The organism is Mesorhizobium sp. CA12 (assembly GCF_020165255.1).
Taxonomy (GTDB): domain Bacteria; phylum Pseudomonadota; class Alphaproteobacteria; order Rhizobiales; family Rhizobiaceae; genus Mesorhizobium.
This window is the reverse complement of sequence record NZ_JAIUHT010000008.1, coordinates 1-23,478: the sequence shown is the minus strand read 5'-3', so window position 1 is coordinate 23,478 and position 23,478 is coordinate 1. Positions and strand designations below refer to the sequence as shown.

Here is a 23,478-nt window from a genome sequence, read left to right as displayed (position 1 = left end):
ACGATCATGGTCACGGTTCAGGAAAAGCTCGTTTCCACCCCGGCACAAGGCTGGTTTTTCACGCTCCTGCGGGAATTTGCAAGGTTTTCGGGCCGCAGGCGCGGCTATCTCGATGTCCGGGAATTTTCCGAGCATCTGCAGCGCGACATGGGTTTTCTCGACGGCAACGATCCGCGCGGCCGCTCGCAATAGCCCGGCACTTTTTATGGGCAATCAGCCGGCAAGCAGTGCTTCGGCCGTGCGTTCGTCGGTGATGAGGCCGTTGACCAGCCGGCGGTTGACGGCGGCCAGGATGCCCGCCAGCTTGCGTTCGCCCATGGCCAGAGCGATGACCAGCGACCTTTCCCGCGACGGCAGCGCGGCGGAAGACACGCGATCGTTGGTGATGCCTTCGATCATGCGGCCTTCGCGGTCGTACACCCAGCCGACGATCTCGGCGATACCGCCTGCCTTCTGCAGCGCCTTCAACTCGTTTTCGGAAATGAAGCCGTCCTCGTAGAGCGGGGCCTTGGGCCCGAGATCGCCGATGCCGACGAAGGTGACATCGGCCTCGGCCGCCAGCGCCAATGTAGGCTGGATCATCGGCTGGTTGAGCAGCATCTCGCGCTCTTCCGGCGAGGAGGCGATGACCGGCAGCGGCATCGGGAATGACCGCGCCTTGACGCGGTCGGCCATGGTGAAGATGACGTTGTAGAAGGCGGCCGAGCCATCGGGCGAGATGTTGCCGGTCAAGGACACGACCTTGTGCTGCGGGCAGTCCATCGGCGGCAGTTGCTCGATCGCCGCCTTCAGCGTGCGCCCGGTGCCGATCGCCATGACGATGGGGGCCTCGGAGCGCAGCCGGCGTTCGATCTCGGCCGCGGCCGCCTCCGCGATGCCGATCGTCGTCGAGCTCGACGTCGGGTCGCTCGGCACCACTTCGACAAGGTCGAGCGCGAAGCGCGACTTAAGCCGCGCGGCGAGGTCCAGGCAGTTGGCGATCGGATGATCGACCCGCACCTTGATCAGGCCCTCCGACATGGCGAGCGATACCAGCCGCTGCGCCGTCTGCCTGGAGATGCCGAGCTTGGCGGCGATCTGGTCCTGCGTGTTGCCGGCAACATAATAAAGCCAGCCGGCGCGCGCGGCGTCGTCCAACCTGGTGCTGCCGATTTCCTGTCGCGAATTCACGTCTCGCCTCCCAGCCCGCAGAATGCTGAAACGGGCGCCATAGCTTACAGCGATTGCGCCGACGCGCAATTGTCTATCGAAAGAGCAATTGCTTGGCAGTTTTCCTGATCCCGAAGGATCAATCCGCCGCTTGCCCAACCATTTGCCGGCGGGACGGTTTATCTCCACCGGGAAACCGATTAAGGGGGATCGGCGAAGGGAGCCGCGCATGACGCCGAAAGCCGTTTTCTGGGATATGGACGGGACGCTGGTCGACAGCGAGCCGCTGCACGAGGCGGCACTTGTGGCGGCGCTGCGCAGCGTCGGCATCGCCCCGCCGGCCGACCTGCATCAGCGCGTGCTGGGCATCGCGGCATGGCCGGTTTACGAAATGCTGCGCGACGAGTTCGGCCTCGCACTGCCCTTCGACGATTGGATCGTGCGCAAATACGATCACTATCTGCCGCTGGCCGAAACGCTGAAGCCCCGCCCCGGCGCGATCGAGGTGTTCAACGAATTGCGCGCGCTCGGCGTCGAGCAGGCGGTGGTGTCCAACTCCGACCGGCTGATCGTCGACGCCAATCTGCGCGCCGTCGGCCTCACCTATCCGGGCATGATGACGGTCAGCCGCAATGACGTAATTGACGGCAAGCCGCTTCCCGAACCATTCCTGCGCGCCGCCTATCTCGCCGGCGTCGATCCGGCGGATGCTTTTGCCGTCGACGACAGCCTGACAGGCGCCATGGCCGGACTGGCGGCGGGCATGAAGACGATCTTCTGGCCGGAGGCGCCGATGGAAGGCCCGGCCGGCGCGATCGTCATCAACAGCGCCGAGGAGCTGCGGGCGCAACTGGGGCTCTGAGCAGCTTCAGACCTCGGCGCCGCCCCGCCCTTCGGGCATCTTCTCCCCGTAAAACGGGCTACGGCATGCACACATTTCCAAGCGGGCTGGCCTTTGGCGATAGCGTGCATGGCAGCTTGGCGCATGCATTGTCTTATGTAGCGGTGGTCGACCCCCACTCCGTCTCGGCTTCGCCGAGCCACCTCTCCCCCGATCGACGGGGTAGAGGAAAGGCGCCAAGCCTTTTGCCGTCAACGCCCGCCCAGCAACGCTCCCTTCCTTTCCCTCCGGAGGGGGGGAAGGTGGCGCTGCGAAGCAGCGACGGATCGGGGGAACCACCTGGCAATCAAGCCTCGGCCTGATCAGTCGCGCCAGTCACAGAAGATGTGTGCATAGCGTAACCGGGGGAAGAAGGAAGGAGTCCAGCATCAATTCCGGTAGACCGGCTCTTCCTCGTCGAGGATCGCCTTCAGCTCGGCCAGATGACGCTCGGCCTGGCCGGGATAATCGTCCATCTCGCGCGCGGTCTTCTCGGCGATCTCGTCCGAGAGCGTGCGCAGCGGACGGCCGGTCCACAGCGCCTTGATGTAGGTCTCGGCGGCGCGTTCGAAATAGAACATGCGGTTGAAGGTGTCGGCGACGGTGTCGCCGATGACCATGACGCCGTGATTGCCCATGATCATCACCTTGACCTTGGGGTCGGTGAGAAGCTGCGAGCAGCGCTCGCCCTCTTCCTCGAAGGCCAAGCCGCCATAATTGGCGTCGACGACATGGCGGTTGAAGAACATGGCCGAGTTCTGGTCGACCGGCGGCAGCGTCGAATCGGCGAGCGAAGCAAGCACGGTGGCGTGGATCGAATGGACATGCATGGCGCAGCGCGCATGCGGGACGTTGCGGTGGATGGCGCCGTGCAGGCCCCAGGCGGTCGGGTCGGGCGCGTTGGGTCCGGACAGCGTGTCGGGATCGTTGGCGTCGATCAGCAGCAGGTCGCTCGCCTTGATGCGCGAGAAATGCACCTGGTTGGGGTTCATCAGGAACTTCGTGCCGTCCTCGTTAACGGACAGCGAGAAATGGTTTGCCACCGCTTCGTGCATGTTGAGCCGCGCCGTCCAGCGGAAGGCGGCGGCGAGATCGACCCGCTCCTCATAATAGGGCAGATTACTCAGCGGTTCCTTGTGCAGGCGGGCAAGGCTCATCGAAAATCCTCCGCTTGGGTTTGTTTTCCGAGAATGCCGCGCATGGCGGCTGCCAGCAACCGATAAACGCTGGCTCAGCGGATCAAGCCGCCGGGCGCGCCGACTGCAGGCCGCCCTGTTCGACGATAAAGTCGATCACTTGCTGCAATCCCTTGCCGCGCGACAGATCAGTGAAGCCGAACGGCCGTTTGCCGCGCATGCGGCCGGCATCGCTCTCCATGACGTCGAGGTTGACGTTCACATAGGGTGCCAGATCGCTCTTGTTGATGACGAGGAAATCCGATCGGGTGATGGCCGGGCCGCCCTTGCGCGGGATCTCCTCGCCCTGGCAGACCGAGATGACGTAGAGGGTCAAGTCGGCAAGGTCAGGCGAGAAGGTGGCGGCGAGGTTGTCGCCGCCGGATTCGATGAAGATGATGTCGAGATCCGGGAATTTCTTGTTCAGCTCGGCAATGGCGCGCAGATTGATCGAGGCATCCTCGCGGATGGCGGTGTGCGGACAGCCGCCGGTCTCGACACCGACGATGCGCTCTTCGGGCAATGCTTGTAGCCGCGCGAGCATCATCGCATCCTCCTTGGTGTAGATGTCGTTGGTGACGACGGCGATCGAAAAGTCGTCGCGCAGCGCCTTGCAGAGCTTTTCGGTGAGCGTCGTCTTGCCGGAGCCGACCGGGCCGCCGATGCCGATGCGAAGAGGGCCATTTTTCGACGTCATGCCGGAAACTCCGTGATGGCAAGGATTGCGAAGCCTGCCCCGATCAAGAGGCAAAGCGGCGAATAAAGACTTTGGTCAAGCCGCGCGAAAGGCTGTTCGGGCGCAAGCCGGCGCCACCAGGGCGTGAAGCCGGCGATGCCGCGGCCGAGGAAGACGAGGCCGATCATCAAAGCCGTGGCAGCCAGGCCTTCCCGTGGAAAGGGCGTCGCAAAGACACCCGCGAGCGCCAGTGGCCAGAGCGTCGCGAGCGCGAGGCAAGCGGCGACAGCAAAACTCGCGAATGACGACGGCATCTCGTCGACGCCGCGGAAACCGACCACGGCGCGGGCGCAGGATGCCTGGTCCGTGCCCGGCCAGATGCCGCCTATGCCCCAATAGACATGCAGCGTTGTGATCAGGAGCAGGACGAAGGAGAGGATGACAGCAAGCACGATCATGAGCGGAACAGCCTGGAGTACTGCGTCTCATGCTGCATCGCCATGATGTCGGACATGAAGGCCGCGCCGCCCAGATCGTCCAGGCGGGAAGCGGCGGCGCGCGATGCGGTCGCCAGCGCCACAGGTTCGAAGGCGGCTAATGATGTGACGGCATCGACCTGGCCGACGACACCCAACCTGATTGCCGCCTGCAGGAGGTTGGAGAAGAAAGCCTGCAGGAAAGCGGAGAGCGCCTCCGAAAGGCCGATGCCGCCGCTGCCCGCAACGGCGCCTACCGCAACACAATAGGGGCAATCGGCCGGCAAACGCTCCAGCACCGGAGACGACCAGGCCGACGCCGCCTGGAGGAAGGCTGTGCCCTGCAGCATGGTTTCCGTGTGCCGCTCCTGCGACCCGGCAAGCGCTTCGGCCAGCGCGGCAACCTCGCTGAGATCGCCGCCGTCACGTCCGCGGCGCCAGCTTTCGGCGAAGAGCACAGCGTCGTTCCAGCCCGAGCCGATCTCGACCAGCATCTCCAGCCAGCCGGCGAGATCGTCACGATCCGCGATCAGCCCGTCATGCACGGCGCGCTCGATCCCGTGGCTGTAGGAGAAGCCGCCGACCGGAAAGGACGGCGACAGCCAGGCCATCAGCCGCAGCAGCGCGACACTGGAAAGCTCCTCAGTCATGATGATGGTGATGGTCGTGGTCGTGATCGTGATGATCATGGTGCTGGTGGTCATGATCGTGATGGTCATGCGAATGGCCGTGGTCATGGCCGGAATAGGCGCCGCGCACTGGGCTGAAGGGCTGCGAAACCTCGTTCACCGTGGCGCCGAGGCCTTCGAGCATCGCCTTGATGACGTGGTCGCGCAGGATGAGGATGCGCTCCGCCTCGATCGCCGCGGCGAGGTGACGGTTGCCGATGTGCCAGGCGAGCTCGGCGAGATGAACCGCGTCGCGGGCGCGGATGTCGTAGACCTCCTCGGGCGCCGCGACGATTTCGAGCTGGCGGCCGTCCTCCAGCACCAGCCGGTCGCCATTTGCGAGCGCCACCGGCTCGGGCAGGTCGACCAGCACCTTTTCGCCGCCCGCCGTCTCGATGGCGCGGCGGCGCAGGTGCCGCTCGTCATGCGGCAGCACTGCCTTGTCGTAGGGCGGCGCTGAGCCGGCCTCGCCGGCTGGAACGACTGAGACAGCGCGCGGAAACTTGGTGAAATCGGTGGTGATGTTGAGCTTCATTTCATGGCTCCGCCATTGGCTTGGGCACGGGCACGAGCGGGGCGCCCGAGGACACGATCGAAATAGGTGTTGACGCGCTGGGACTCGATCGGAAAACGGCCAGCACGAGCCCAGCCGCCAATATCGCCCAGCAGCACGTCGACGGCCGAGAACCGGTCGCCCAGCGCAAAGGGCTTGTCGCCAAGCCGCCGTTCCAGCGCCTTTATTTCGGATGCGAAATCATAGGCTGCGGCCGGGCCGACATCGACCCGCACATCCTTGGGCAGCAGGAAGCGGTGGCGCAGCTTGTTCCACAGCGGCGCTTCCAGCTCGCTCTGGGCGAAATGCATCCAGGAATCCATCTCGGCACGGCCGGCAAGACCCGGATTGGCGCCCATGCCTTTGTCGGCATGCTTGTCCGCCAGATAGACGCAGATCGCCGCTGAATCCGTGACCTTGAGCTCGCCGTCGATCAGGATCGGCACCTTGCCGGAGGGGTTGAGCGCGTAAGCCTCCGGCGAGCGCAGCTTCACCTCGACGAATTCGTAGGGCTGCCCGAGCTCCTCGAGCATCCAGAGCACCCGGCTGACCCGGGATCCGCGCGATCCGACGGCCTTGTACATGGTTGAACCCTGCATTTCCCCCAATCCTAGATCAATGCAAGCATCGGCCCAATGCCACTTACACGATGGTGTCGAAGAGCCGCAGGATGAAGGATATCTGATAAATCAGCGCAGCCGCGATAAAGGCGATGTGGAAGCGGCGGTCGCGCACCAGGATCGCGACGATGCAGAGCGCGACGAAGACCGGCGTGCGGAACAGATACTCATTGCCGAAGCGGGCAAAGTGCTCGGGACCCTTGAGCAGCGTGTCGACGACGTCGAGCAGATAGGTGAAGCCGAGCAGTCCGAAGAACCAGGCGCGGCGCGAGTAAAAATAATCCTCGTAGCTGGTATAATCGAGCATCGAATCCGGAAACAGCAGCGCACAGAGCAGGAACAGCGTGATGGCGTAGAAGATGATGAAAAGATATTTGCCGAAGGTCCAGTTCTCGATGGCGTAGAGGCCGAACTCCCACCACCAGAAATGCACCAGCATCAACAACACCGAACCTACCCAGGCGAGATGCACCGCGTAGAGCCGGTACTGGCCTGGATGCTGGACGATGCGGGCAGTTCCCGAAAGCAGACGCGTGACGCCGAGGCCGATCACCATGCCCATGACGATGCGGATATGCGGAAAGATGTCATGCGGGGAGGCTATTTCGGTGGCCATGCGTAATCACAATGCGGCTGCTGCTTTGCCGCATATTGCGGTCTGCGCGCGCGAGCCGCAACGATATTTGCCCATTCGCCGATCAGCCGCCTGTCAAAACAGGAAATACCGTTGCGCCATCGGCAGCACGGTCGCGGGCTCGCAGGTCAAGAGCTCGCCGTCGGCCCGCACTTCGTAGGTTTCGGGATCGACCTCGACATGTGGCGTGGCGTCGTTGAGCACCATCGAATGCTTGCCGATGCCGCCGCGCGTGTTCTCGACCGCGATCATCGCCTTGTCGACGCCCAGCCTGCCCTGCAGGCCGGCGTCGAAGGCGGCCTTCGAGACGAAGGTCACCGAGGAGTTGGTCAGGGCCTTGCCATAGGCGCCGAACATTGGCCGGTAGTGCATCGGCTGCGGCGTCGGGATCGAGGCGTTCGGATCGCCCATGGGTGCTGCGGCGATCGAGCCGCCGACCAGCACCATCTCCGGCTTGACGCCGAAGAAGGCCGGGTTCCACAGCACCAGATCCGCCCGCTTGCCGACGGTGATCGAGCCGATCTCCTTCGACAGGCCATGCGCGATGGCCGGATTGATGGTGTATTTGGCGATGTAGCGGCGGACGCGGAAATTGTCGTTGTCGCCGGTTTCGTCCGGCAGCGCGCCGCGCTGGCGCTTCATCTTGTCGGCGGTCTGCCAGCAGCGGATCGCCACCTCGCCGACGCGGCCCATGGCCTGGCTGTCGGAAGAGATGATCGAGAAGGCGCCGATGTCGTGCAGGATGTCCTCGGCGGCGATCGTCTCCTTGCGGATGCGGCTCTCGGCGAAGGCGATGTCCTCGGGGATCGAGGGCGACAGATGATGGCACACCATCAGCATGTCGAGATGCTCGGCCAAGGTGTTGACCGTGTAGGGCCTGGTCGGATTGGTCGAGGAGGGGATGACGTTGGGCAGGCCGCAGACCTTGATGATGTCGGGCGCATGGCCGCCGCCGGCGCCCTCGGTATGAAAGGCATGGATGGTGCGGCCCTTGATGGCCGCCACCGTGTTCTCGACGAAGCCGGATTCGTTCAGCGTATCGGTATGGATCATCACCTGCACGTCGTAGGCGTCGGCGACCGACAGGCAGCAATCGATGGCGGCCGGGGTGGTGCCCCAGTCCTCGTGCAATTTCAGCGAACAGGCGCCGGCCAGCACCATCTCTTCCAGCGCCGCCGGCTTTGACGCATTGCCCTTGCCCGACAGGCCGATATTCATCGGGAACGCGTCGAAGGACTGGATCATGCGCGCCATGTGCCAGGGCCCGGGCGTGCAGGTGGTGGCCAAGGTGCCGTGCGCGGGGCCCGTGCCGCCGCCCAGCATCGTCGTGACACCGCTCATCAGCGCTTCCTCGATCTGCTGCGGGCAGATGAAATGGATATGCGCGTCGAAGCCGCCGGCCGTGAGGATCTTGCCTTCGCCGGCGATGATCTCGGTGCCGGGGCCAATGATGATGGTGACGCCAGCTTGCGTGTCCGGATTGCCGGCCTTGCCGATCGCGGCGATGCGGCCGTCCTTCAGGCCGATATCGGCCTTGATTATGCCGGTGAGCGCGTCGACGACCAGCGCATTGGTGATGACGGTGTCGACCGCGCCGCCGGCCCGCGTGACCTGGCTTTGGCCCATGCCGTCGCGGATGACCTTGCCGCCGCCGAATTTCACTTCCTCGCCGTAAACGGTGAAATCCTTCTCCACCTCGATGAAGAGCTCGGTGTCGGCTAGCCGCACCTTGTCGCCGACCGTCGGTCCATACATCTGCGCATAGGCGGCACGGCTTATCCTGGCCATCAGCGATTGCTCCCGAAATTCAGGTTGAATGAACGCGAGGTGCACATTGTCGCCACCCAATGGTCACGCAATGACCCGCTCGGCGACACCTTGCGCTCCCATTTGGCGGTTGAGGTGCCCCGGTCAGCCCAGAACGACCGTTTGCCAAACCGATGGAAGGAATATCCATGCTCAAAGCGATTCTTCTCGCCGCAACCGCCACCACGTTGATGGCGGGCACTGCCAATGCCCAGCAGCAGCCGACGCCGCAGCCCAGCCCCGCGCCGACCGCGCCCGCCGCGCCGAAAGCCCAGCCCGCAGCGCCCGCGATCCAAAGCGTCAACGTCGTCGATATCACCGAACTGCCCAAGGACACGCAGACGCAGGTCAACCAGATCGTGGCGCAACGCGGCGATGCCGGCCTGCAGACATTGCGCAAGTCGATCGACGCCACGCCCAAGGTCAAATCCGCGCTCGAAGCCAAGGGCATGAGCTCCGCGCAAGTGATCGCTGCAAGCATGCAGCCCAATGGCGCGCTGACGCTGATCACCAAGAAAGCGAGCTGATTGCACGCCCAGGCGGGCCGCCTTGCGGTCCGCCAGCCATATTTTGAAGGGAATGCGGGCCGCGTCACGGTCCGCCTGCCGGCTTTTGAAGGGAACCTCCGGCCAAGCAGGACCGTTTCGTTGTTTTCGCCCAGCCACGAGTTCAGTCAGGAGCGAGCGATGGCGAAAGCCCCGCGTTTTAAACGATGGAGTTCCGCGGTTGCCGCCACGCTTTTCGTGGCTGCGCCCCATGCGGCGCCCGCGGCGCAGCCGCTGGACAACGACAGGCCCGCCGCGGCAATCGTCGATTCCGACATCCGACAGGAAGAGGCGCTTTCCTCGACGGAGGCCGGAAAGGTCATCACTGCCATCGACCGCACCCGCGACAACATCGGCACGGTGCGAAAGACAACCAAGCTCGATACGGTCGACATCGTGTTCCTGACCGACGCGGCGCGCAGCGAGGGCGGGCCGCCGCCGGCGATAGAGAACAAGGTGAAGCAGCATCAGGAGGACGTGGCCGAACTGCGCCAGGAGATCGAGGCGAACGCCCTGCTCTTCAACGCGATCGATTCGCGGCGCGTGCAGGCCGAGGACGTGCTCGCCGTAGAGTTCGACAATCCGGGGAAGGTCGTCATCTATGCCGCCGCCAAGCCTCCGAAGTGATGTGAGCGCGCCGGCGGACGTCACAGCTTGCCCATCACCTTTTGCTGGAAGCCATAGACCTCGCGTTTGCCGCCCAGCGGCACCAGCGTGACGTCGCGCTCCTGCCCGGGCTCGAAGCGCATCGCGGTGCCGGCGGCGATGTCGAGCCGCATGCCGCGCGCGCTCTCGCGGTCGAATTTCAGGCCCTCATTGGTCTCGTAGAAATGATAGTGGCTGCCGACCTGGATCGGCCGGTCGCCGCTGTTTGCGACCTTGAGCGTCACGGTGGGCAGGCCCTCGTTGAGCGCGATCTCGCCCTTGGCCGCGATGATTTCGCCGGGGATCATCGCGCCCTCACAACACGCCGAAGGCGAGGCCGACGCCGGCCGCCGCGCAAGCCGCACCTGCAGCGCGCGCCAGGCTGCGGAAGCGCATGCCGAGGCTGAGGGCCGCCGCGATGCCCACGGCATGGAGAAGGGCCGTCGCGGCGGCGAAACCCGCAATGTATTCCAGCCCGCCGGCGTTTTCGGGCACTTCCGTGCCGTGGGCGTGACCATGGAACAGCGCGAAAAGACCGATGACCGCGATCCCGGTCGAGACCGGCAGGTCGATCGCCAGCGCCACCAGCAGGCCCAGCGTCACCACGGAAGCGAGGATGCCGGGCTCGACGAAAGGCATCGGCACATGCAGCATGCCGAGCGCGCCGCCGGCCAGCATCACGCCGACAAAGGCCAGCGGCCAGGCCCAGATAGCCTTGCCGCCCTTCAGCGCCGCCCAAAGGCCCACGGCGATCATGACCGTCATGTGGTCGAGACCGGACAGCGGGTGCGCGAAACCGGCGGCGAAGGACGAGGTCGTGGCGATGCCGACATGGGCATAGGCCGGCATGGCGGCTGCCAGGAAAAGGATCGCGGCAAGCGTGCTACGTTTCGTCGAAGCGGGGATCATCTTTCTGCCCTTCCAATTGAGCCGGTCAAGCGGCCTTGCGCGGACCGCAGCCTTCGGCCTTGAGCACGCGCCTGGTCGACGGCGGATATTTCGTCAGCTTGGCCGCCGGCCGGATCGGCCGCGGCGCGAAATTGCCGCCGCAATTGGGGCAGACGCCAGCCAGCACATTGTCCACGCAGTCGGCACAGAAGGTGCACTCGAAGGTGCAGATCAGCGCGTCGGTCGCTTCCGGCGGCAGGTCCTTGTCGCAGCATTCGCAATTCGGCCTGAGCTCCAGCATCTGTCTTCCTCCTCACCGGATCGGTTCATGCACGGTCACCAGCTTGGTGCCGTCGGGAAACGTCGCCTCGACCTGGACGTCATGGATCATCTCGGCGATGCCGTCCATGACTTGGGCGCGGGTGACAACATGCGCACCCGCCTCCATCAGTTCCGCGACCGGGCGGCCGTCGCGCGCGCCTTCGACGACGAAGTCGGTGATCAAGGCGATGGCTTCGGGATGGTTGAGCTTGACGCCGCGCTCCAGCCGCTTGCGCGCCACAATCGCCGCCATGGCGATCAGCAGCTTGTCTTTTTCACGCGGCGTCAGGTTCATGCAACTTCCCGATATTTTAAATCAGAGTGACCACAATTTGGGCAGGCCCGCCCGCCCATTGAGCAGTTCGACGAGCGGAACCAGCCGCTTGCGGAGCTGGTAGCCGTCGCCGGCACAGAGCCTCGCAAGAAGCTTGCCAGATCGGCCGACGCGCCAGAAACTGGCGCCGCCCCAACCACCGATGGCGGGGCCGCCGATGATGGCGCGGGCCGGCTCCAGCAGACTTTCAGCCTGCGGCGACACCAGCAGCAATGTGGCGACGGCAAGCGCGCCGCCGGTCGCCGCCCGCCACTGGAGCGTTGCGGCGATGTCCGGGCCGAGCCGGAAATCCTCCGCATGGACCAGCGCACCGCCCTGGCGAACCCGCCAGCGGTCACGGAAACTGCCTTGAACCATCCGCTCGCCCATCGCCAGCCGGCCGAACAGCGTGGCTTCGAGCATCAATGCCTCGGCATCGTCGCCAAGCTCGACATCCAGCGTGCGGACGAAGGCGGCCCGGTCGAAAACGATGGTTTCCTGCGGCAGCCAGGCGATGCGGCCGCCCGGACCGACCCGCAGGTTGACGCTTGTCTCGGCCCTGTCGGCGGCGGCGCGATAGACCTTCTCGCAGGCCTGGGTGGTGACGGCGGCGGAGGCGTCGGCGCCGACCTCGACCGTCCAGCCGAGGCGATCGCCGCCGGTCAGCCCGCCGGCGGTGTTGATCAGCACCGCCTCGAGCGGATCGCCTTGCACCGCCGGCAGGCGGACCTTGGCCGATCCGTCCTGATAAAGCCGCCGCAGGCGCGTCCGGCCGCCGCTCTTGCTGCAGAAAAGCCTGCCCAGTCCGGCAACACGTTGCGGGGCAGGCAAGGGAGGGACGGCCAAAGGCGAGGCAGGCTGGGATGTCAAAGTGTTGCCGATCATGTCCATGATCCCAGGTTAAGCACTCCGGCGGCTTTGTCGATATCGCTTGTTGCTTGACATCGTTTCGGTTTCTATAGAGGGAAGCCACCTTGGAGCGGTCGCGCGGTGTCTGGCGAGGTAAGGGCAACGGCGTTTGTTGGGTCCGGGGATCAAAAAAAGAGGCGCTGATCAGTTGGCGTCGGGCAACGACAGGGAAGGAACCGAATGGCTGACCAGCTGACGACCGAGATCATCGAAAAGATCAAGGCGCATGCCGATACCGGCGGCGAGGAAATCACCGCCAGCACCGATCTCGGCACGCTCGGCATCCATTCGCTGGAGCTGACCGAGATCATCTTCGATCTCGAGGAAAAGTACGGCATCGAGATCGAGATGAACACGGTCGATGCCTGGAGCAACCTCAAGAACGTCGGCGACATGGTCGAGGCGGTTCGCGAACTGATCGCGAAAAAAGCCTGACTGCATGCAAAAACGCGTCGTCATCACCGGTATTGGCGGGATTTGCGGGCTCGGCAACGATGCGGCGGCGATATGGGACGCCATGCGCGCCGGCCGCTCGGCCATCGGCCCTATCGACAATCCGTCGCTGCATGACCTCAAGGTCAAGACCGGCTGCGAAATCAAGCAATTGCCGGACCATGGCATCGACCGCAAGCAGGTCGTGTCGATGGACCGCTTCAGCCTGCTGGCCGTGATCGCGGCGCGGGAAGCCATGCAGCAATCGGGCTTGACCGCGCATGCCGACAACACCTACCGGATGGGCGCAATCGTCGGCATCGGCGTCGCGGGCTTCGAGACGATCGAGGAGAACTACCGCGCCATCCTGCTCGAAGGGCGCAACCGCGCCGCCATCTTCACCGTGCCGAAAGTGATGCCGGGCGCCGCCGCCGGCCAGGTCAGCATGAATCTCGGGTTGCGCGGCCCTGTTTTCGGCGCCACCTCGGCCTGCTCGTCGGCCAACCATGCGATTTCCTCGGCGGTCGACCAGATCAGGCTCGGTCGCGCCGACGTGATGGTCGCCGGCGGCACCGAAGCGCCGCTGGTGTGGGGCGTGCTGAAGGGCTGGGAGGCGCTCAGGGTGCTTTCGCCCGACACCTGCCGGCCGTTCTCGGCCGATCGCGCCGGGCTGGTGCTCGGCGAAGGCGCCGGCATGGCGGTGCTCGAAAGCTACGATCACGCGATGGCGCGCGGCGCCACCATCTTGGCCGAGATCGCCGGCGTCGGGCTTTCGGCCGATGCCTCCGACATCGTCGCGCCGACCATCGAGGGACCGGAAGCGGCAATGCGTTTTTGCCTGGCGGATGCCGGGCTCAATCCGGAAGATGTCGACTATCTCAACGCGCACGGCACCGGTACCAAGGCCAACGACCAGATCGAGACAGCGGCGATCAAGCGCGTCTTCGGCGAGCATGCCCGTTCGCTTTCGGTGTCGTCGACGAAGTCGATGCATGCGCATTGCCTCGGCGCTTCGGGCGGACTGGAGATGATCGCCTGCGTGATGGCGATCCGCGACGGCATCGTGCCGCCGACCGCCAATTACCGCGAGCCGGACCCGGAATGCGATCTCGACGTGACGCCGAACACGGCGCGCGAGCGCAAGGTGCGCGCGGCGCTCAGCAACAGTTTCGCCTTCGGCGGAACCAATGCGGTGCTGGCCTTCAAGACGGTTTGACCGCGGCCCACTGGTTGACTGTGTGTCCATGCCAAGCCGCTTGCCGGTGTATTGATCCCGGCCGGCCGGGGACCTAATTCTCCCTCACCCGCCAAAAAGCCCCGCGCCAATCCGCATCCGGAGTTTGCGATGACCGACCTGTCCGCCTTTCCGATCGCCAAGCGCTGGCCGGCCAAGCACCCCGAGCGCCTGCAGCTTTATTCCGCCACGACGCCCAATGGCGTGAAGGCGTCGATCGCGCTGGAGGAGATCGGCCTGCCTTATGAGCCGCACTATGTCGATATCGGCAAGAATGAGAGCTGGACGCCGGAATTCCTGTCGCTCAATCCGAACGGCAAGATACCGGCGATCATCGATCCGGACGGTCCGGGCGGCAAGCCGATCGGCTTGTTCGAATCCGGCGCCATCCTGCTCTATCTGGCCGACAAGACCGGCAAGCTCATTCCCGCCGATCCGGCGCGCCGCTACGAGGCGATCCAGTGGGTGTTCTTCCAGATGGCGGCGATCGGCCCGATCTTCGGGCAGGTCGGCTTCTTCCACAAATTCGCCGGACGCGAGATCGCCGACAAGCGGCCGCTGGAGCGTTACCGCGATGAGTCGCGGCGGTTGATCGGCGTCATGGAAACGCGCCTGAAGGGTCGCAAGTGGATCATGGACGACGACTATACCATCGCCGATGTGTCGATGCTGGGCTGGGTGCGCAACCTGATCGGGTTCTACGAGGCGCGCGACCTGGTCGGTTTCGACGATTTCCCGACCGTTGCCGAATGGCTGGAGCGCGGCCTGGCACGGCCTGCGGTGAAGAGGGGCCTGACCATCCCGGCGAAGGGCTGAAGTAGCTTCGGGAAACGTGCAGCGGTGGGCGCAACAAAAAAAGCCCTGCGGGCGCGCTTGACCGAGGTTGATCGCGCGGCCCATGCCGGGCTGGTTCGACGCTCGGAAAAGGCGCTTTGGCTGAAGATGGCGGTGGCTAAGCGGGCGCGGCTAGCGCCTGCGTTGGAGATTAGCCGAAACCCCCGTGTCGTCGTCATACTCGGGCTTGACCCGAGTATCCATGCCGTGGCCCTTGCCGTAGAGTGCAACGGTGCAGAATTCTGTAACCGCAGCAACGCCTTAGCGTCACGGCATGGATTCTAGGGTCTGCGCGCGTCGCTTCGCTCCTTGCTCCGCCCTAGAATGACGACCGTGCTGTCGTGGTGGCCAATCGCGAAGGTCCGGCTCGGCGACTTCGCCGTCCGGAATCGCGTAAAGGGGCTACTTCGCCTTGGCCTTGGCACCACCGCGACCGAACACGGAAGCCGCGAGCCGCGCGGTGGCGACGACCGCTCCTGTGGCGACGCTGGCCACGGTGCGGATCGGCCCCGATTTGCTTGCCGGCGACTTGGCATGTTTCGCGCTCTTGGCTGCGACCTTGTGGGCCGCGCCGGGCGTCACTTTCTTCGGCGCTGCCTTACCGAAGGCCGGCTTGGCGTCCTTCGATCGTTCGGCCGCCGCGGGGCCGGCTTGGGCTTGCGTCGTCCTGGATTGGCTGGCCCTGGCCTTCTTGGGCGCGGTTTTTCTGCTGTTCGTTGCCATCTGACGGCTCCTGCATTCTCGGTTCGCAGTTTCGGAGGGAAAGCGTACACCCGCCTTCCTGGAATTGCTCCGGCGCCGGACAATTCGGGATACGGTCATAACGGCGCGAAAACCTTAAAGTTCCCGCCGGAAAATATTGAAAATTGAGCAGGTTAACCAATAACCAAGGAACCAACGACCATATCGGCCGGCCGGCGCCGCGCCAGCACCCGCTCGATGTTGGGCATGTCGTTGGAGGCGATCCAGGCGCGGGCGTCCTCGTCGGACTTGCCGTGCTCGCGCCAGCGCTCCATCAGGCGGCTTTCGAGCTCGGCCCGCGGCACGTCGACGAAGATGGTGAAATCGAACAAAGGCGCCAGCCGCGACCACGGCTCCTCGTCGAGCAGCAGATAGTTGCCCTCGACCAGGATGAACTTGGTGTCGGTGCCGACGATTTCGGCCGCCGCGCGCGACAGTTCCATGCTGCGGTCGAACACGGGAATCGCGATATCGGGCTCGCCGGAGCGGATGCGCTTCAAGAGCGTCTCGAAACCGGCGAAATCGAACGTTTCCGGCGCGCCCTTGCGCGGGCGCAGGCCGCGGCGGTTGAGAATGATGTCGTCATAATGAAAGCCGTCCATCGGTACTACTTCGGATGTGCCTTCCGGCAGCAGCTCATGCAATGCAGCGGACAGCGTCGACTTGCCGGAGCCGGGCGGACCGGCGATGGCGACAACGAAGCGCCTGGCTCCGCCGGCGCGCTTGAAGATGGCGGCTGTGATATGGGCGATCTCGGACATCGGCGGCTTTCCGGCTGCGGTTCAGCCGACATCTTGGCGGGTGTCGGCGGAAAATTCAAACCTTAGGACGTCGTTTAGACTGCAGCCTGGCAGTCGCATGCTGCCAGTTCATGCAGAAATCCAAAACGCCGGCGGGACAGCACCCCCCTCTGTCCTGCCGGAAGGGGGGAGATTGGCGGTTCCGTCGACCGCGCTCTTCCTTCAACGCAGGCGATTGGCGAAAGCGGTGGCGACGTCTAATCTCCCCCTTGCGGGAGATGGCCGGCAGGCCAGAGGGGGGTGTGACGGAACTCGGCGTCGCAGAGCAACGTAACCGTCCTTCCTTAGAGGCCCGCCCGGAATGACGAATTTCTAGACGCACTGCCCCAACTACGCAGGAACCGAGCGGCCGATGCGCAGGAACCCGCCGTCGAACGGCACCTCCCGCGCTGCCCCGCCGGCAGCGAGGACACGCAGGCGGTCAGGCGCCGATTCCAAGCCGCTCGGCGGCTCCACGTCCGCGGACGGAACCCCACCGATGACATGACGAAACGACACCGACCGCCCTTCGGCGAGTGCAAAGACTGTGGCCACGCCTTCATGCTTCAACCAGTTGTCACCGAGCGAAGCGGCGTGGCCGACGGCCGTGCGGCCGTCCTCGATGCCGAGCACGCCGACGTGACGGCCGCTCCAGGGCGCGTAGTCGCGGCCGCCATTCGAGAACCACAGCATGGTGACCGGCAGCTCGGCCGGGTTCTTCAGCACCAGAACCAGATCCTGCTCGGCGCGCCGGGCAATCGCCGTCCAGCCCGGGCCGCCGTGATCCGCCTCGACCAGGGTGATGAAATCCTCGCGCCTGTCCTCCATGCGGTAGTCGGTAAGGTCGGTTGTGCCGCCGGCGGTAAGCGGGAATTTTGTGAGGTCGGCGGCGCGAGCCGGATAGGCCAGCATGAAGCGGCCGCGCGCCGGATCGGGCTCCGGCGGCATCGGCGGCGTGACGGCCATGCGCTTCGCAGAGAAGGCGAGCCGACCGCCGCCCGTCATCGCCGTCATCGGATGATGGGCGACGGAAATCGCGCCGGCGCCGCCGGAAAAGACGTGCTCCTGGTAGAGGAAAGGATGGCCATCGCGCAGCGTGAAGACCTTGTCGACAGTGGCGCCCATGACCTTGCGGCGCAGCCGGAAGACGGCGCGCCAGCCGCCGGGAACCGCGCCGTTGTCGACGACGTCCCACTCGCTGTTGGCGGGCCAGCCATGCAGGGGTGCGGTCTCGACGTCGCTGGTGGAGAAAGGCGCGCAGAGGAAATCGCCTGAGAGCCGCACCGTGCCTTCGGGGAGGTTCGCGGGCAATGTCTCGCGCGGCGAGCCGACCCAGGGCGCGCGATGCAGGGGCTTCAGGAGGCGGCCTTCGGCCTCGACCTCCATGGCACTGATGTGACCGACGGCAAGATCGAGCGAAACCGAGATGCCCTTTGCGCCGATGGTGAGCGTGTCCATGAATGCTTCCCGAATCTTTTCTCGCGGCAGCAAAGCCTGTCCAGCACCGGATACGCAAGCGTGATGGCTGGCAATTTGCATCAGGCTTTTTCGCCCCCGCCAACCTATCCTTCGTCATTCTAGGGCGAAGCAAGGAGCGAAGCGACGCGCGCAGACCCTAGAATGACGAAGGATAGGTCGCCGCTTCACGCGCGATAAAAAATCGCAAGGAGAGGGGAACAGCGCCACGCTGAAAACGACCCTACTGCCTTTTATACTCCCTGACCGGCGACTTGGTGCCATCGGTATAGGTCACCTGCACCGCCATCGATTTCACGTCGTCCTTGATCTTGAGGTAGGGCTGGTAGTCGGAAGGAATCGCATAAGGGTCCTTGGCGTCGCAGGGTGGCATCTTGATCTCCTTGTCGAGCGCAGTTCCGTTCAGGCTGTAATGCACTTGCCTGATGGCGCAGCGGAAGGAGAGCATCTGGGTGAAATAGACCAGGCCGCGATTGCCGCCTGCGTCGAAGGCGATCCACGACGTCCAGAACTGGTCGAGGATCTGCTTGTTGCCCTGCTGGAGCGCCGAATCCGGATCGAAGCGGATGTCGAACGGGCCGGTCTCACGACCGCGGATGTCGAGATATCTGATGCCGATATTGGTCGCCGCGGTGCTGTCCGGCAATTCGAAGCTCGGATTGGGCATCGGCTTGCCGGTGCGCTGGTCGTTCATCGCCAGCATGCCGGTCTCGGTGAACGGGCCATTGGCGCCGAGCCGCCACGAAATCGCCGTCGCCGGCTCGGGCAGCGAGATCGTCATCGACCAGCCGGCGTTGGAGCGCGTCGGCGTCAGCGTCGGCACGAAGCGCGACGGGTCGAGCACGTCGCCCAATGCCGTCAGCCGGGCGCGGCTGCGGTCGAGCCAGTCGGCCAGTTGGGTCTGATCGACGAAATATTTGAGCAGGCCGCCATCCTTCTCGTAGGAAACGAACTTGGTCAGCGCGGTCGCCTCGCTGCGCTTGTCGGCCAGCGTCTGGCTGCCCAGGCGGTCTTCCGAAAACTCCTGCGCCAGGAGAAAGTAAGCCGGCACGTAATCCGGGTTGGCGGCGATGAAGGCGTTGAGCTTGTCGAGCCGCTGGACATCGTCGAACTGCAACAGATGGACGAGCTTAATCGACGGCGCCCTGGCCTTTTCCGCCAGAGAACCCAACACTTCGCGGGCGCCCGCCTTGCCGTCCTGGACCCTGAGCAGCGTGGCAAAGCGCGTATAGGGGTCGATCGCATCGACATCGAAGCCGGCAAAACCAAGATAGGAACGGCGGGCGTTGAGCATGTCGCCGGCCAGCTCATAGACGCGGGCATTATGATAGAATTCGTCCGGGCGCTTCGGATCGGCTATCGTTCCGCCCTGCGCCGCAAGCTGCGCAAAGCCCTTGGCGATGGTGTCGATAGAAGCGGCGATCTGCTCGGTGGTCGCCTGCAGCTTTTCCACCTGCGCCTGCTGCCGTTGCTGGCCTGCGGCCAAAGTGTCGGTGGTCTGCTTGACCGCCTCCACGGTCTTCTGCGTCTCGGTGCCCTGTTGGGTCTGCCTGGTCTGCGTCAGCGCGATCTCTTCGGTCGTCTTCGCTACCGTGTCGGTGGACTTCTTGACCGCTTCGACGGTCTTCTGCGTCTCTGTGACGGTCTTTTCGATCTTCGCCACTTTCTGCGAGACGATGCCCAGCGACTGCTGCAGCTCGGCCACCGCCGGCACGAGGCTGGCGATCACGCCGTTCTGCGAATTCGTTTGCTGCTGGATGCCGTAGACGCCGCCGGCGATTGCCGCCGCGCTGGTGGCGAAGATCAGCGCCGGCATGGCTTTTGCCGCCAGCACCAGGCGCAGCACCATGGCGATGGCGATGATCAACGCCGCGACGGCGGCGCCGAGCGCGATATAGGCGGCAAAGGGTCCGAGCGGGTTGAGCACGTCGCCAATCGCGCCGCTGACAAAGGCGAAGCTCGCCGCCCATTTGCCGGTGCGGCTAAGCGATGCCCGCAGAAGCGAGGTGGTACCCGTGGCGATTTCCGACATTGCCGATCCCCCCAAAAACCAAGCCGGGCGCATATTAACGGAAAGGAGGGGCGGAAGGCAAAGCGGGGACATCCTGCAACGCTGGCGATTGGCGAAAGCCAAGCAGCATCCGATCTCCCCCTTGCGGGCAGGGATGTCCGGCAGGACAGAGGGGGTGCGAAGAAACGCGGCTTTGCAGAAGAGCGATGTTCAATCAACGCTGCGTCCGAGGGCCTATTTCCCATGACGGCCACGCCGGCGGGACAGCACCCCCTCTGCCCTGCCAGGCATCTCCCCCGCAAGGGGGGAGATTGGCAGCTTCAGCGACGGCTCGAACCTCCATAACCTGGGCAAATGCCTTGTCACGCGCGTTAACCAATTGGACGCGGCACATGCGTTACGTTAGCTTCGCCGCATCTCAGCAACAGCTTTAGAACCGTCTTGCCCCGTCCCTTCCTCCTCCTCCAGAAACTCATCACTGCGATGGCCCTGCTCCTGCTGGTGGCCGGCTGCACCACGGCCGCGCCGCCTGAAAGCGTGCTTGCCGTGCCGGCGAAGCCGCAGAAATATGCGGCGATCGTGGTCGACGCCTCGACCGGCAAGACCTTGTTCGAGGTCAATTCCACGGCGCAGCGCTATCCCGCCTCGCTGACCAAGATGATGACGCTCTACATGCTGTTCGAGGCGCTGGAGAGCGGCCGCGTCACCAAGCAAACGCAGATCCCGGTTTCCGACCATGCTGCCTCGCAGCCGCCGACGAAGCTGCGCTTCCGGCGCGGCGAGACGATCGACGTCGATTCCGCCATCCGCGCCATGGTGGTGAAGTCGGCGAACGACGTGGCGGTGGCGGTGGGCGAGTATCTGGGCGGCGGCTCAGAGGACCAGTTCGCCGCCATGATGACTGCCAAGGCGCGCCAGCTCGGCATGACCGCCACCAACTTCCGCAATGCATGCGGCCTGCCCGACGACGGCCAGGTGACCACGGCGCGCGACATGGCGGTGCTGGGCATGGCGCTGGAAAAGCGCTTTCCGCAGCATTTCCACTATTTCTCCGAAAGCGACTTCATGTTCCGCGGCCGGCTGGTGCGCGGCCACAACGACATGCTGGGCCGCGTGCGCGGCGTCGACGGCATCAAGACCGGATACATTCGTGCCTCCGGCTACAACATCGTCACCTCCTACAATGCCGACGGCAGGCATCTGATCGTGGTGGTGATGGGCGCCGACAGCGCGCGCCAGCGCAACAACCATGTCGAGGCGCTGATCCAGCGAAGCCTGGGGCCGACGACAGCCGATGCCGGCCAGCCCAGGCTGATGTATTCCGGGCAACAGCCGGCCTCGCCGCCGCCTGGCCTGCAGCCGCCCGGCTCGGCATTGCCCGGCCTGTCCAAGCCGAATCAGGCGACGCCTGCATCGACGCTGCCGGGCCAGCCGGCGTCGGATCTGCCGTCGCCGGATCTGGCGTCGCCCAGTTCGCCTCTGCTGCCGGCGCAGTAGTATGGCGCGCTCGACGTCCAGCGCCTCGCCGTCCTAGGACCTACCGAACCACCAGCACCGGGATCTGCGTCAGCGACACCACCTCCGCCGTCTGGCTGCCCAGCACAAGGCGCCCCAGCCCGCGGCGGCCATGTGAGGCCATGACGATCAGGTCGCAGGCCTCCGCGGTAGCCACCTCGAGGATCGCCTCGGCGGGGGTGCGGTTCTCGATGTGCAGGGTTTTCGAACCGATGCCCTTCGCATCCGCCTCGGCCTTGCATTTGTCGAGCAGCTCGCGGGCAAATTTGCGCGCGCTTTCCTGGTAATTGGTGAGCTCGTCGGCGGCGACATAGCCGGCCATGGCGCCGCCCCAGGCCAGCGTCGGGAACGGCTCGGAGACGGTGACGAAAGCCACGGCGGCGCCAAGGCCCACGGCCAGCTCCAGCCCGTGGGCGACGCCCTTCTGGGCCAGTTCCGAACCGTCGGTGGCGATCAGGATTTTCTTGTACATGGTGGCGGTCCCTCATTTGCGGGCCGCTGCGCGCGGCTCAGGTGGCGGGAGCCTGAACGCTCAGGCCTGATCTCGATATAGTCAGCCTATCAGGCCCGCCACAGGGGCCAGCTTGATCTGGATCAAGGCCAGGCGGCGGAGACGATTGCTCCAGGGTGGTGAGAAATTGCCGACGGCGCTCCCCTCTCCGTCTCGGCTTCGCCGAGCCACCTCTCCCCCGCCTCCGGCGGGGGCGAGGAACCCAGGATTGCGAACGGCGCGGCAATGGCGATTGGCGTTTCCTCGCCCCCGCAAAGCGGGGGAGAGGTGGATCGGCGCGAAGCGCCGAGACGGAGAGGGGGCTGCGCCGCCAGGTGCGATTGCAGCGCGAAGGTCGGCGGAGAAAGCAACGCCCGCCCAATCACAAGAACTTGTTTCGTCACACACTTTTCACACTGACCATGGATATGCCGCGCCGGCTTGGCGTATCGTATCGCAAAGCCTCGAACAGGAGCACCGACCATGGCCAGCGACCCGAAGGCAGCCGCGCAGAAGCAGGCAGACAACGAGAACGACGTCGCCGGCGAATATCTCGAGGCGGAAACCGTGTTGGAGGATGCCCAGCACGGAGCCGACGAGATCCTCGAAGCGCCGGAAGTGCCGGATTCCGAACCGCATGTGCCCGGCCGGATCAAGCCGAAGAAAAAACCCTCGGCGATCAGCGGCCGGAAATTCCGCAAGCGCGACCTGGTGCGCATCGACGATCTCAGGCCCAGCCTTGCCGACCGCATCCGCTCCGATCATCCCGACCTGCCGCGCGGCGCCCGCATCAGCCGCGAGGAGCTCGGCCGCTACCGCATGCGCTACATGGAGGAATTGCTGCAGCAGGAGCACGGTGAGTTCTCCGAGCTCGACCGCCAGGTGGTTGAATCGATCGCGAGACAAGACACGATCTCGGAAAACTCGGAAGAGGAGTTCGAGGAGCACCGCTCGTTCGCCGACCGCGTCTCCGACACGATGGCCGAGTTCGGCGGCAGCTGGTGGTTCCTGATCTCGTTCGCCACCGTGCTTCTGGTCTGGATCGGCATCAACCTGATCGCCGGCCTGGCGCACGCCTTCGATCCCTACCCGTTCATCCTGCTCAACCTTCTGCTCTCCTGCATCGCCGCCATCCAGGCGCCGGTGATCATGATGAGCCAGAAGCGGCAGGAAGCCAAAGACCGCCTGCGCTCCTTCAACGACTACCGGGTGAACCTGAAAGCCGAGCTCGAAGTGCGCCACCTGCACGAAAAGCTCGACTATTTGATCTCGCGCCAATGGCAACGGCTGGCCGAAATGCAGCAGATGCAGCTCGACGCCATGCACGAACTGGCGGGGGCTAAGAAGCAGAAGCGGGCGACAAGGGCGGTGAGGAGGAGAGTGGCGAAGGTGGAGGCGGAGGGGTGAGACCCAAGAGCTTGGGTTCCTCGCGCCCAAAAAACCGAGGTCCGAAGGGCGGCGAGACCCGCGGCTTGCTCCGAAACGGTGGGCTCGGCGAAGCCGCGACGTCGAGGGAGCGCCATGTCCGATAGCTATCGGTGAAACAATCAACCCGTCTCAGGCCGCCGCACAATCGCCAATTGGCCGTTGAAGCCACGGCCGGCTTCCGCTATGAAGCCGTGGCTGGCCGGCTCACCGGCCGGTTCGTTTTCCCGGGAAGCACCCGTAGCTCAGCTGGATAGAGCGCTGCCCTCCGAAGGCAGAGGTC

Annotated in this window: 27 protein-coding genes and 1 pseudogene; 9 read left to right on the top strand and 19 right to left on the bottom strand. The window is 64.8% G+C overall.

The window, feature by feature from the left end; translation table 11 throughout:
- Positions 1 to 6: 6 nt before the first annotated feature.
- A complete protein-coding gene (locus LB520_RS14945; RefSeq protein ID WP_095768101.1) occupies positions 7 to 192 on the top strand; it encodes a hypothetical protein in 186 nt (61 codons plus the stop codon).
- Between the two features lie 21 nt (positions 193 to 213).
- On the opposite strand, the gene LB520_RS14940 is transcribed toward LB520_RS14945, so the two are convergent.
- The gene (locus LB520_RS14940; protein WP_095768100.1) at positions 214 to 1,170 is read right to left on the bottom strand and encodes a sugar-binding transcriptional regulator; all 957 of its coding nucleotides are present in this window, start codon (positions 1,168 to 1,170) and stop codon (positions 214 to 216) included.
- A 208-nt stretch (positions 1,171 to 1,378) separates the two neighbouring features.
- Between LB520_RS14940 and LB520_RS14935 the strand changes: the two genes are divergently transcribed.
- Entirely contained in the window at positions 1,379 to 2,011 is a 633-nt protein-coding gene (locus tag LB520_RS14935; RefSeq protein WP_224637991.1) for an HAD family hydrolase, read from the top strand.
- 407 nt (positions 2,012 to 2,418) lie between these two features.
- Here the strand turns inward: LB520_RS14935 and LB520_RS14930 are convergent, their stop codons facing one another.
- The 8 genes from LB520_RS14930 to ureC all read right to left on the bottom strand — a co-directional run bounded on the left by LB520_RS14930 (position 2,419) and on the right by ureC (position 8,619).
- Complete coding sequence (locus LB520_RS14930) at positions 2,419 to 3,186, bottom strand: class II aldolase and adducin N-terminal domain-containing protein (protein WP_224637990.1); 768 nt, start codon at positions 3,184 to 3,186, stop codon at positions 2,419 to 2,421.
- An 82-nt stretch (positions 3,187 to 3,268) separates the two neighbouring features.
- The gene (gene ureG / locus LB520_RS14925) at positions 3,269 to 3,901 is read right to left on the bottom strand and encodes an urease accessory protein UreG (RefSeq protein WP_224637989.1); all 633 of its coding nucleotides are present in this window, start codon (positions 3,899 to 3,901) and stop codon (positions 3,269 to 3,271) included.
- A complete protein-coding gene (locus LB520_RS14920) occupies positions 3,898 to 4,338 on the bottom strand; it encodes a DUF3995 domain-containing protein (protein ID WP_224637988.1) in 441 nt (146 codons plus the stop codon). The genes ureG and LB520_RS14920 overlap by 4 nt, the downstream gene beginning before the upstream one ends.
- On the bottom strand, positions 4,335 to 5,045 hold the full coding sequence (locus LB520_RS14915) for an urease accessory protein UreF (protein ID WP_411969893.1): 711 nt from the start codon (positions 5,043 to 5,045) through the stop codon (positions 4,335 to 4,337). Before LB520_RS14915 ends, LB520_RS14920 begins: the two co-directional genes overlap by 4 nt.
- Positions 4,999 to 5,559, bottom strand: coding sequence for an urease accessory protein UreE (gene ureE / locus LB520_RS14910; protein WP_224637987.1), 561 nt, complete (start codon positions 5,557 to 5,559; stop codon positions 4,999 to 5,001). The genes LB520_RS14915 and ureE overlap by 47 nt, the downstream gene beginning before the upstream one ends.
- The gene (locus tag LB520_RS14905; RefSeq protein WP_318012097.1) at positions 5,556 to 6,161 is read right to left on the bottom strand and encodes a glutathione S-transferase family protein; all 606 of its coding nucleotides are present in this window, start codon (positions 6,159 to 6,161) and stop codon (positions 5,556 to 5,558) included. The genes ureE and LB520_RS14905 overlap by 4 nt, the downstream gene beginning before the upstream one ends.
- A 58-nt stretch (positions 6,162 to 6,219) precedes the next feature.
- Complete coding sequence (locus LB520_RS14900) at positions 6,220 to 6,813, bottom strand: hypothetical protein (RefSeq protein WP_224637985.1); 594 nt, start codon at positions 6,811 to 6,813, stop codon at positions 6,220 to 6,222.
- A gap of 93 nt (positions 6,814 to 6,906) precedes the next feature.
- Positions 6,907 to 8,619 (bottom strand): urease subunit alpha, encoded by a 1,713-nt coding sequence (ureC, locus tag LB520_RS14895; RefSeq protein ID WP_411969889.1) that lies wholly within the window; start codon positions 8,617 to 8,619, stop codon positions 6,907 to 6,909.
- 167 nt (positions 8,620 to 8,786) lie between these two features.
- Here ureC and LB520_RS14890 point away from each other — a divergent pair, with 167 nt between their 5' ends.
- Together LB520_RS14890 and LB520_RS14885 are read left to right on the top strand one after the other, a co-directional pair.
- On the top strand, positions 8,787 to 9,164 hold the full coding sequence (locus tag LB520_RS14890) for a hypothetical protein (protein ID WP_140843685.1): 378 nt from the start codon (positions 8,787 to 8,789) through the stop codon (positions 9,162 to 9,164).
- Between the two features lie 159 nt (positions 9,165 to 9,323).
- Entirely contained in the window at positions 9,324 to 9,809 is a 486-nt protein-coding gene (locus LB520_RS14885) for a hypothetical protein (RefSeq protein WP_224638120.1), read from the top strand.
- A gap of 20 nt (positions 9,810 to 9,829) precedes the next feature.
- Here LB520_RS14885 and LB520_RS14880 read toward each other — a convergent pair whose 3' ends face one another.
- From LB520_RS14880 to LB520_RS14860, 5 genes are read right to left on the bottom strand one after another with little or no spacing between them, the layout of a single operon-like run.
- Positions 9,830 to 10,135, bottom strand: a complete 306-nt coding sequence (locus LB520_RS14880) for an urease subunit beta (protein WP_095768089.1) — start codon at positions 10,133 to 10,135, stop codon at positions 9,830 to 9,832.
- Positions 10,136 to 10,142: 7 nt separating this feature from the next.
- On the bottom strand, positions 10,143 to 10,736 hold the full coding sequence (locus LB520_RS14875) for a HupE/UreJ family protein (protein WP_224631543.1): 594 nt from the start codon (positions 10,734 to 10,736) through the stop codon (positions 10,143 to 10,145).
- Positions 10,737 to 10,761: 25 nt separating this feature from the next.
- Positions 10,762 to 11,016 carry a DUF1272 domain-containing protein gene (locus LB520_RS14870; RefSeq protein WP_224637984.1) on the bottom strand — a complete coding sequence of 85 codons (255 nt, stop codon included), beginning with the start codon at positions 11,014 to 11,016 and terminating at the stop codon, positions 10,762 to 10,764.
- 12 nt (positions 11,017 to 11,028) lie between these two features.
- Positions 11,029 to 11,331: an urease subunit gamma gene (locus LB520_RS14865; RefSeq protein ID WP_095805092.1), complete on the bottom strand. Its 303-nt coding sequence runs from the start codon at positions 11,329 to 11,331 to the stop codon at positions 11,029 to 11,031.
- 21 nt (positions 11,332 to 11,352) lie between these two features.
- Positions 11,353 to 12,234, bottom strand: a complete 882-nt coding sequence (locus LB520_RS14860) for an urease accessory protein UreD (protein ID WP_224637983.1) — start codon at positions 12,232 to 12,234, stop codon at positions 11,353 to 11,355.
- A 204-nt stretch (positions 12,235 to 12,438) separates the two neighbouring features.
- On the opposite strand from LB520_RS14860, the gene LB520_RS14855 reads away from it, so the two are divergent.
- From LB520_RS14855 to LB520_RS14845, 3 genes are all read left to right on the top strand, one after another.
- Positions 12,439 to 12,693, top strand: coding sequence for an acyl carrier protein (locus tag LB520_RS14855; protein WP_041003067.1), 255 nt, complete (start codon positions 12,439 to 12,441; stop codon positions 12,691 to 12,693).
- Between the two features lie 4 nt (positions 12,694 to 12,697).
- The gene (locus LB520_RS14850) at positions 12,698 to 13,906 is read left to right on the top strand and encodes a beta-ketoacyl-[acyl-carrier-protein] synthase family protein (RefSeq protein ID WP_224637982.1); all 1,209 of its coding nucleotides are present in this window, start codon (positions 12,698 to 12,700) and stop codon (positions 13,904 to 13,906) included.
- A gap of 129 nt (positions 13,907 to 14,035) precedes the next feature.
- Positions 14,036 to 14,740, top strand: a complete 705-nt coding sequence (locus LB520_RS14845; RefSeq protein WP_224637981.1) for a glutathione S-transferase family protein — start codon at positions 14,036 to 14,038, stop codon at positions 14,738 to 14,740.
- Positions 14,741 to 15,160: 420 nt separating this feature from the next.
- Here LB520_RS14845 and LB520_RS14840 read toward each other — a convergent pair whose 3' ends face one another.
- The 4 genes from LB520_RS14840 to LB520_RS14825 all read right to left on the bottom strand — a co-directional run bounded on the left by LB520_RS14840 (position 15,161) and on the right by LB520_RS14825 (position 19,786).
- Positions 15,161 to 15,481 (bottom strand): hypothetical protein, encoded by a 321-nt coding sequence (locus tag LB520_RS14840; RefSeq protein ID WP_224637980.1) that lies wholly within the window; start codon positions 15,479 to 15,481, stop codon positions 15,161 to 15,163.
- Positions 15,482 to 15,633: 152 nt separating this feature from the next.
- Positions 15,634 to 16,260, bottom strand: a complete 627-nt coding sequence (locus tag LB520_RS14835) for a nucleoside triphosphate hydrolase (protein ID WP_140843669.1) — start codon at positions 16,258 to 16,260, stop codon at positions 15,634 to 15,636.
- A 369-nt stretch (positions 16,261 to 16,629) separates the two neighbouring features.
- Entirely contained in the window at positions 16,630 to 17,736 is a 1,107-nt protein-coding gene (locus LB520_RS14830; RefSeq protein ID WP_224637979.1) for a hypothetical protein, read from the bottom strand.
- 241 nt (positions 17,737 to 17,977) lie between these two features.
- Positions 17,978 to 19,786, bottom strand: coding sequence for a methyl-accepting chemotaxis protein (locus LB520_RS14825; protein ID WP_224637978.1), 1,809 nt, complete (start codon positions 19,784 to 19,786; stop codon positions 17,978 to 17,980).
- A gap of 462 nt (positions 19,787 to 20,248) precedes the next feature.
- On the opposite strand from LB520_RS14825, the pseudogene LB520_RS14820 reads away from it, so the two are divergent.
- A pseudogene (locus tag LB520_RS14820) lies at positions 20,249 to 21,097 on the top strand (D-alanyl-D-alanine carboxypeptidase family protein); the annotation flags it as partial.
- Positions 21,098 to 21,302: 205 nt separating this feature from the next.
- Here the strand turns inward: LB520_RS14820 and LB520_RS14815 are convergent.
- Positions 21,303 to 21,752 (bottom strand): universal stress protein, encoded by a 450-nt coding sequence (locus LB520_RS14815; protein WP_224637976.1) that lies wholly within the window; start codon positions 21,750 to 21,752, stop codon positions 21,303 to 21,305.
- A 501-nt stretch (positions 21,753 to 22,253) separates the two neighbouring features.
- Between LB520_RS14815 and LB520_RS14810 the strand changes: the two genes are divergently transcribed.
- Entirely contained in the window at positions 22,254 to 23,177 is a 924-nt protein-coding gene (locus LB520_RS14810; protein WP_224608179.1) for a DUF1003 domain-containing protein, read from the top strand.
- Positions 23,178 to 23,478: the final 301 nt, after the last annotated feature.

Excerpts from the sequence above, each read along its gene's own strand:
- LB520_RS14935 (WP_224637991.1), top strand. The coding sequence starts at position 1,379 with ATGACGCCGAAAGCCGTTTTCTGGGATATGGACGGGACGCTGGTCGAC.
- LB520_RS14875 (WP_224631543.1), bottom strand. The coding sequence starts at position 10,736 with ATGATCCCCGCTTCGACGAAACGTAGCACGCTTGCCGCGATCCTTTTC.
- LB520_RS14870 (WP_224637984.1), bottom strand. The coding sequence starts at position 11,016 with ATGCTGGAGCTCAGGCCGAATTGCGAATGCTGCGACAAGGACCTGCCG.
- LB520_RS14835 (WP_140843669.1), bottom strand. The coding sequence starts at position 16,260 with ATGTCCGAGATCGCCCATATCACAGCCGCCATCTTCAAGCGCGCCGGC.
- ureG (WP_224637989.1), bottom strand. The coding sequence starts at position 3,901 with ATGACGTCGAAAAATGGCCCTCTTCGCATCGGCATCGGCGGCCCGGTC.
- ureC (WP_411969889.1), bottom strand. The coding sequence starts at position 8,619 with ATGGCCAGGATAAGCCGTGCCGCCTATGCGCAGATGTATGGACCGACG.
- LB520_RS14885 (WP_224638120.1), top strand. The coding sequence starts at position 9,324 with ATGGCGAAAGCCCCGCGTTTTAAACGATGGAGTTCCGCGGTTGCCGCC.
- LB520_RS14900 (WP_224637985.1), bottom strand. The coding sequence starts at position 6,813 with ATGGCCACCGAAATAGCCTCCCCGCATGACATCTTTCCGCATATCCGC.
- LB520_RS14920 (WP_224637988.1), bottom strand. The coding sequence starts at position 4,338 with ATGATCGTGCTTGCTGTCATCCTCTCCTTCGTCCTGCTCCTGATCACA.
- LB520_RS14880 (WP_095768089.1), bottom strand. The coding sequence starts at position 10,135 with ATGATCCCCGGCGAAATCATCGCGGCCAAGGGCGAGATCGCGCTCAAC.
- LB520_RS14860 (WP_224637983.1), bottom strand. The coding sequence starts at position 12,234 with ATGATCGGCAACACTTTGACATCCCAGCCTGCCTCGCCTTTGGCCGTC.
- LB520_RS14915 (WP_411969893.1), bottom strand. The coding sequence starts at position 5,045 with ATGATCATCACGATCACGACCACGACCATCACCATCATCATGACTGAG.
- LB520_RS14865 (WP_095805092.1), bottom strand. The coding sequence starts at position 11,331 with ATGAACCTGACGCCGCGTGAAAAAGACAAGCTGCTGATCGCCATGGCG.
- LB520_RS14815 (WP_224637976.1), bottom strand. The coding sequence starts at position 21,752 with ATGTACAAGAAAATCCTGATCGCCACCGACGGTTCGGAACTGGCCCAG.
- LB520_RS14825 (WP_224637978.1), bottom strand. The coding sequence starts at position 19,786 with ATGTCGGAAATCGCCACGGGTACCACCTCGCTTCTGCGGGCATCGCTT.
- LB520_RS14890 (WP_140843685.1), top strand. The coding sequence starts at position 8,787 with ATGCTCAAAGCGATTCTTCTCGCCGCAACCGCCACCACGTTGATGGCG.
- LB520_RS14850 (WP_224637982.1), top strand. The coding sequence starts at position 12,698 with ATGCAAAAACGCGTCGTCATCACCGGTATTGGCGGGATTTGCGGGCTC.
- LB520_RS14855 (WP_041003067.1), top strand. The coding sequence starts at position 12,439 with ATGGCTGACCAGCTGACGACCGAGATCATCGAAAAGATCAAGGCGCAT.
- LB520_RS14905 (WP_318012097.1), bottom strand. The coding sequence starts at position 6,161 with ATGTACAAGGCCGTCGGATCGCGCGGATCCCGGGTCAGCCGGGTGCTC.
- ureE (WP_224637987.1), bottom strand. The coding sequence starts at position 5,559 with ATGAAGCTCAACATCACCACCGATTTCACCAAGTTTCCGCGCGCTGTC.
- LB520_RS14840 (WP_224637980.1), bottom strand. The coding sequence starts at position 15,481 with ATGGCAACGAACAGCAGAAAAACCGCGCCCAAGAAGGCCAGGGCCAGC.
- LB520_RS14830 (WP_224637979.1), bottom strand. The coding sequence starts at position 17,736 with ATGGACACGCTCACCATCGGCGCAAAGGGCATCTCGGTTTCGCTCGAT.
- LB520_RS14930 (WP_224637990.1), bottom strand. The coding sequence starts at position 3,186 with ATGAGCCTTGCCCGCCTGCACAAGGAACCGCTGAGTAATCTGCCCTAT.
- LB520_RS14845 (WP_224637981.1), top strand. The coding sequence starts at position 14,036 with ATGACCGACCTGTCCGCCTTTCCGATCGCCAAGCGCTGGCCGGCCAAG.
- LB520_RS14945 (WP_095768101.1), top strand. The coding sequence starts at position 7 with ATGGTCACGGTTCAGGAAAAGCTCGTTTCCACCCCGGCACAAGGCTGG.
- LB520_RS14810 (WP_224608179.1), top strand. The coding sequence starts at position 22,254 with ATGGCCAGCGACCCGAAGGCAGCCGCGCAGAAGCAGGCAGACAACGAG.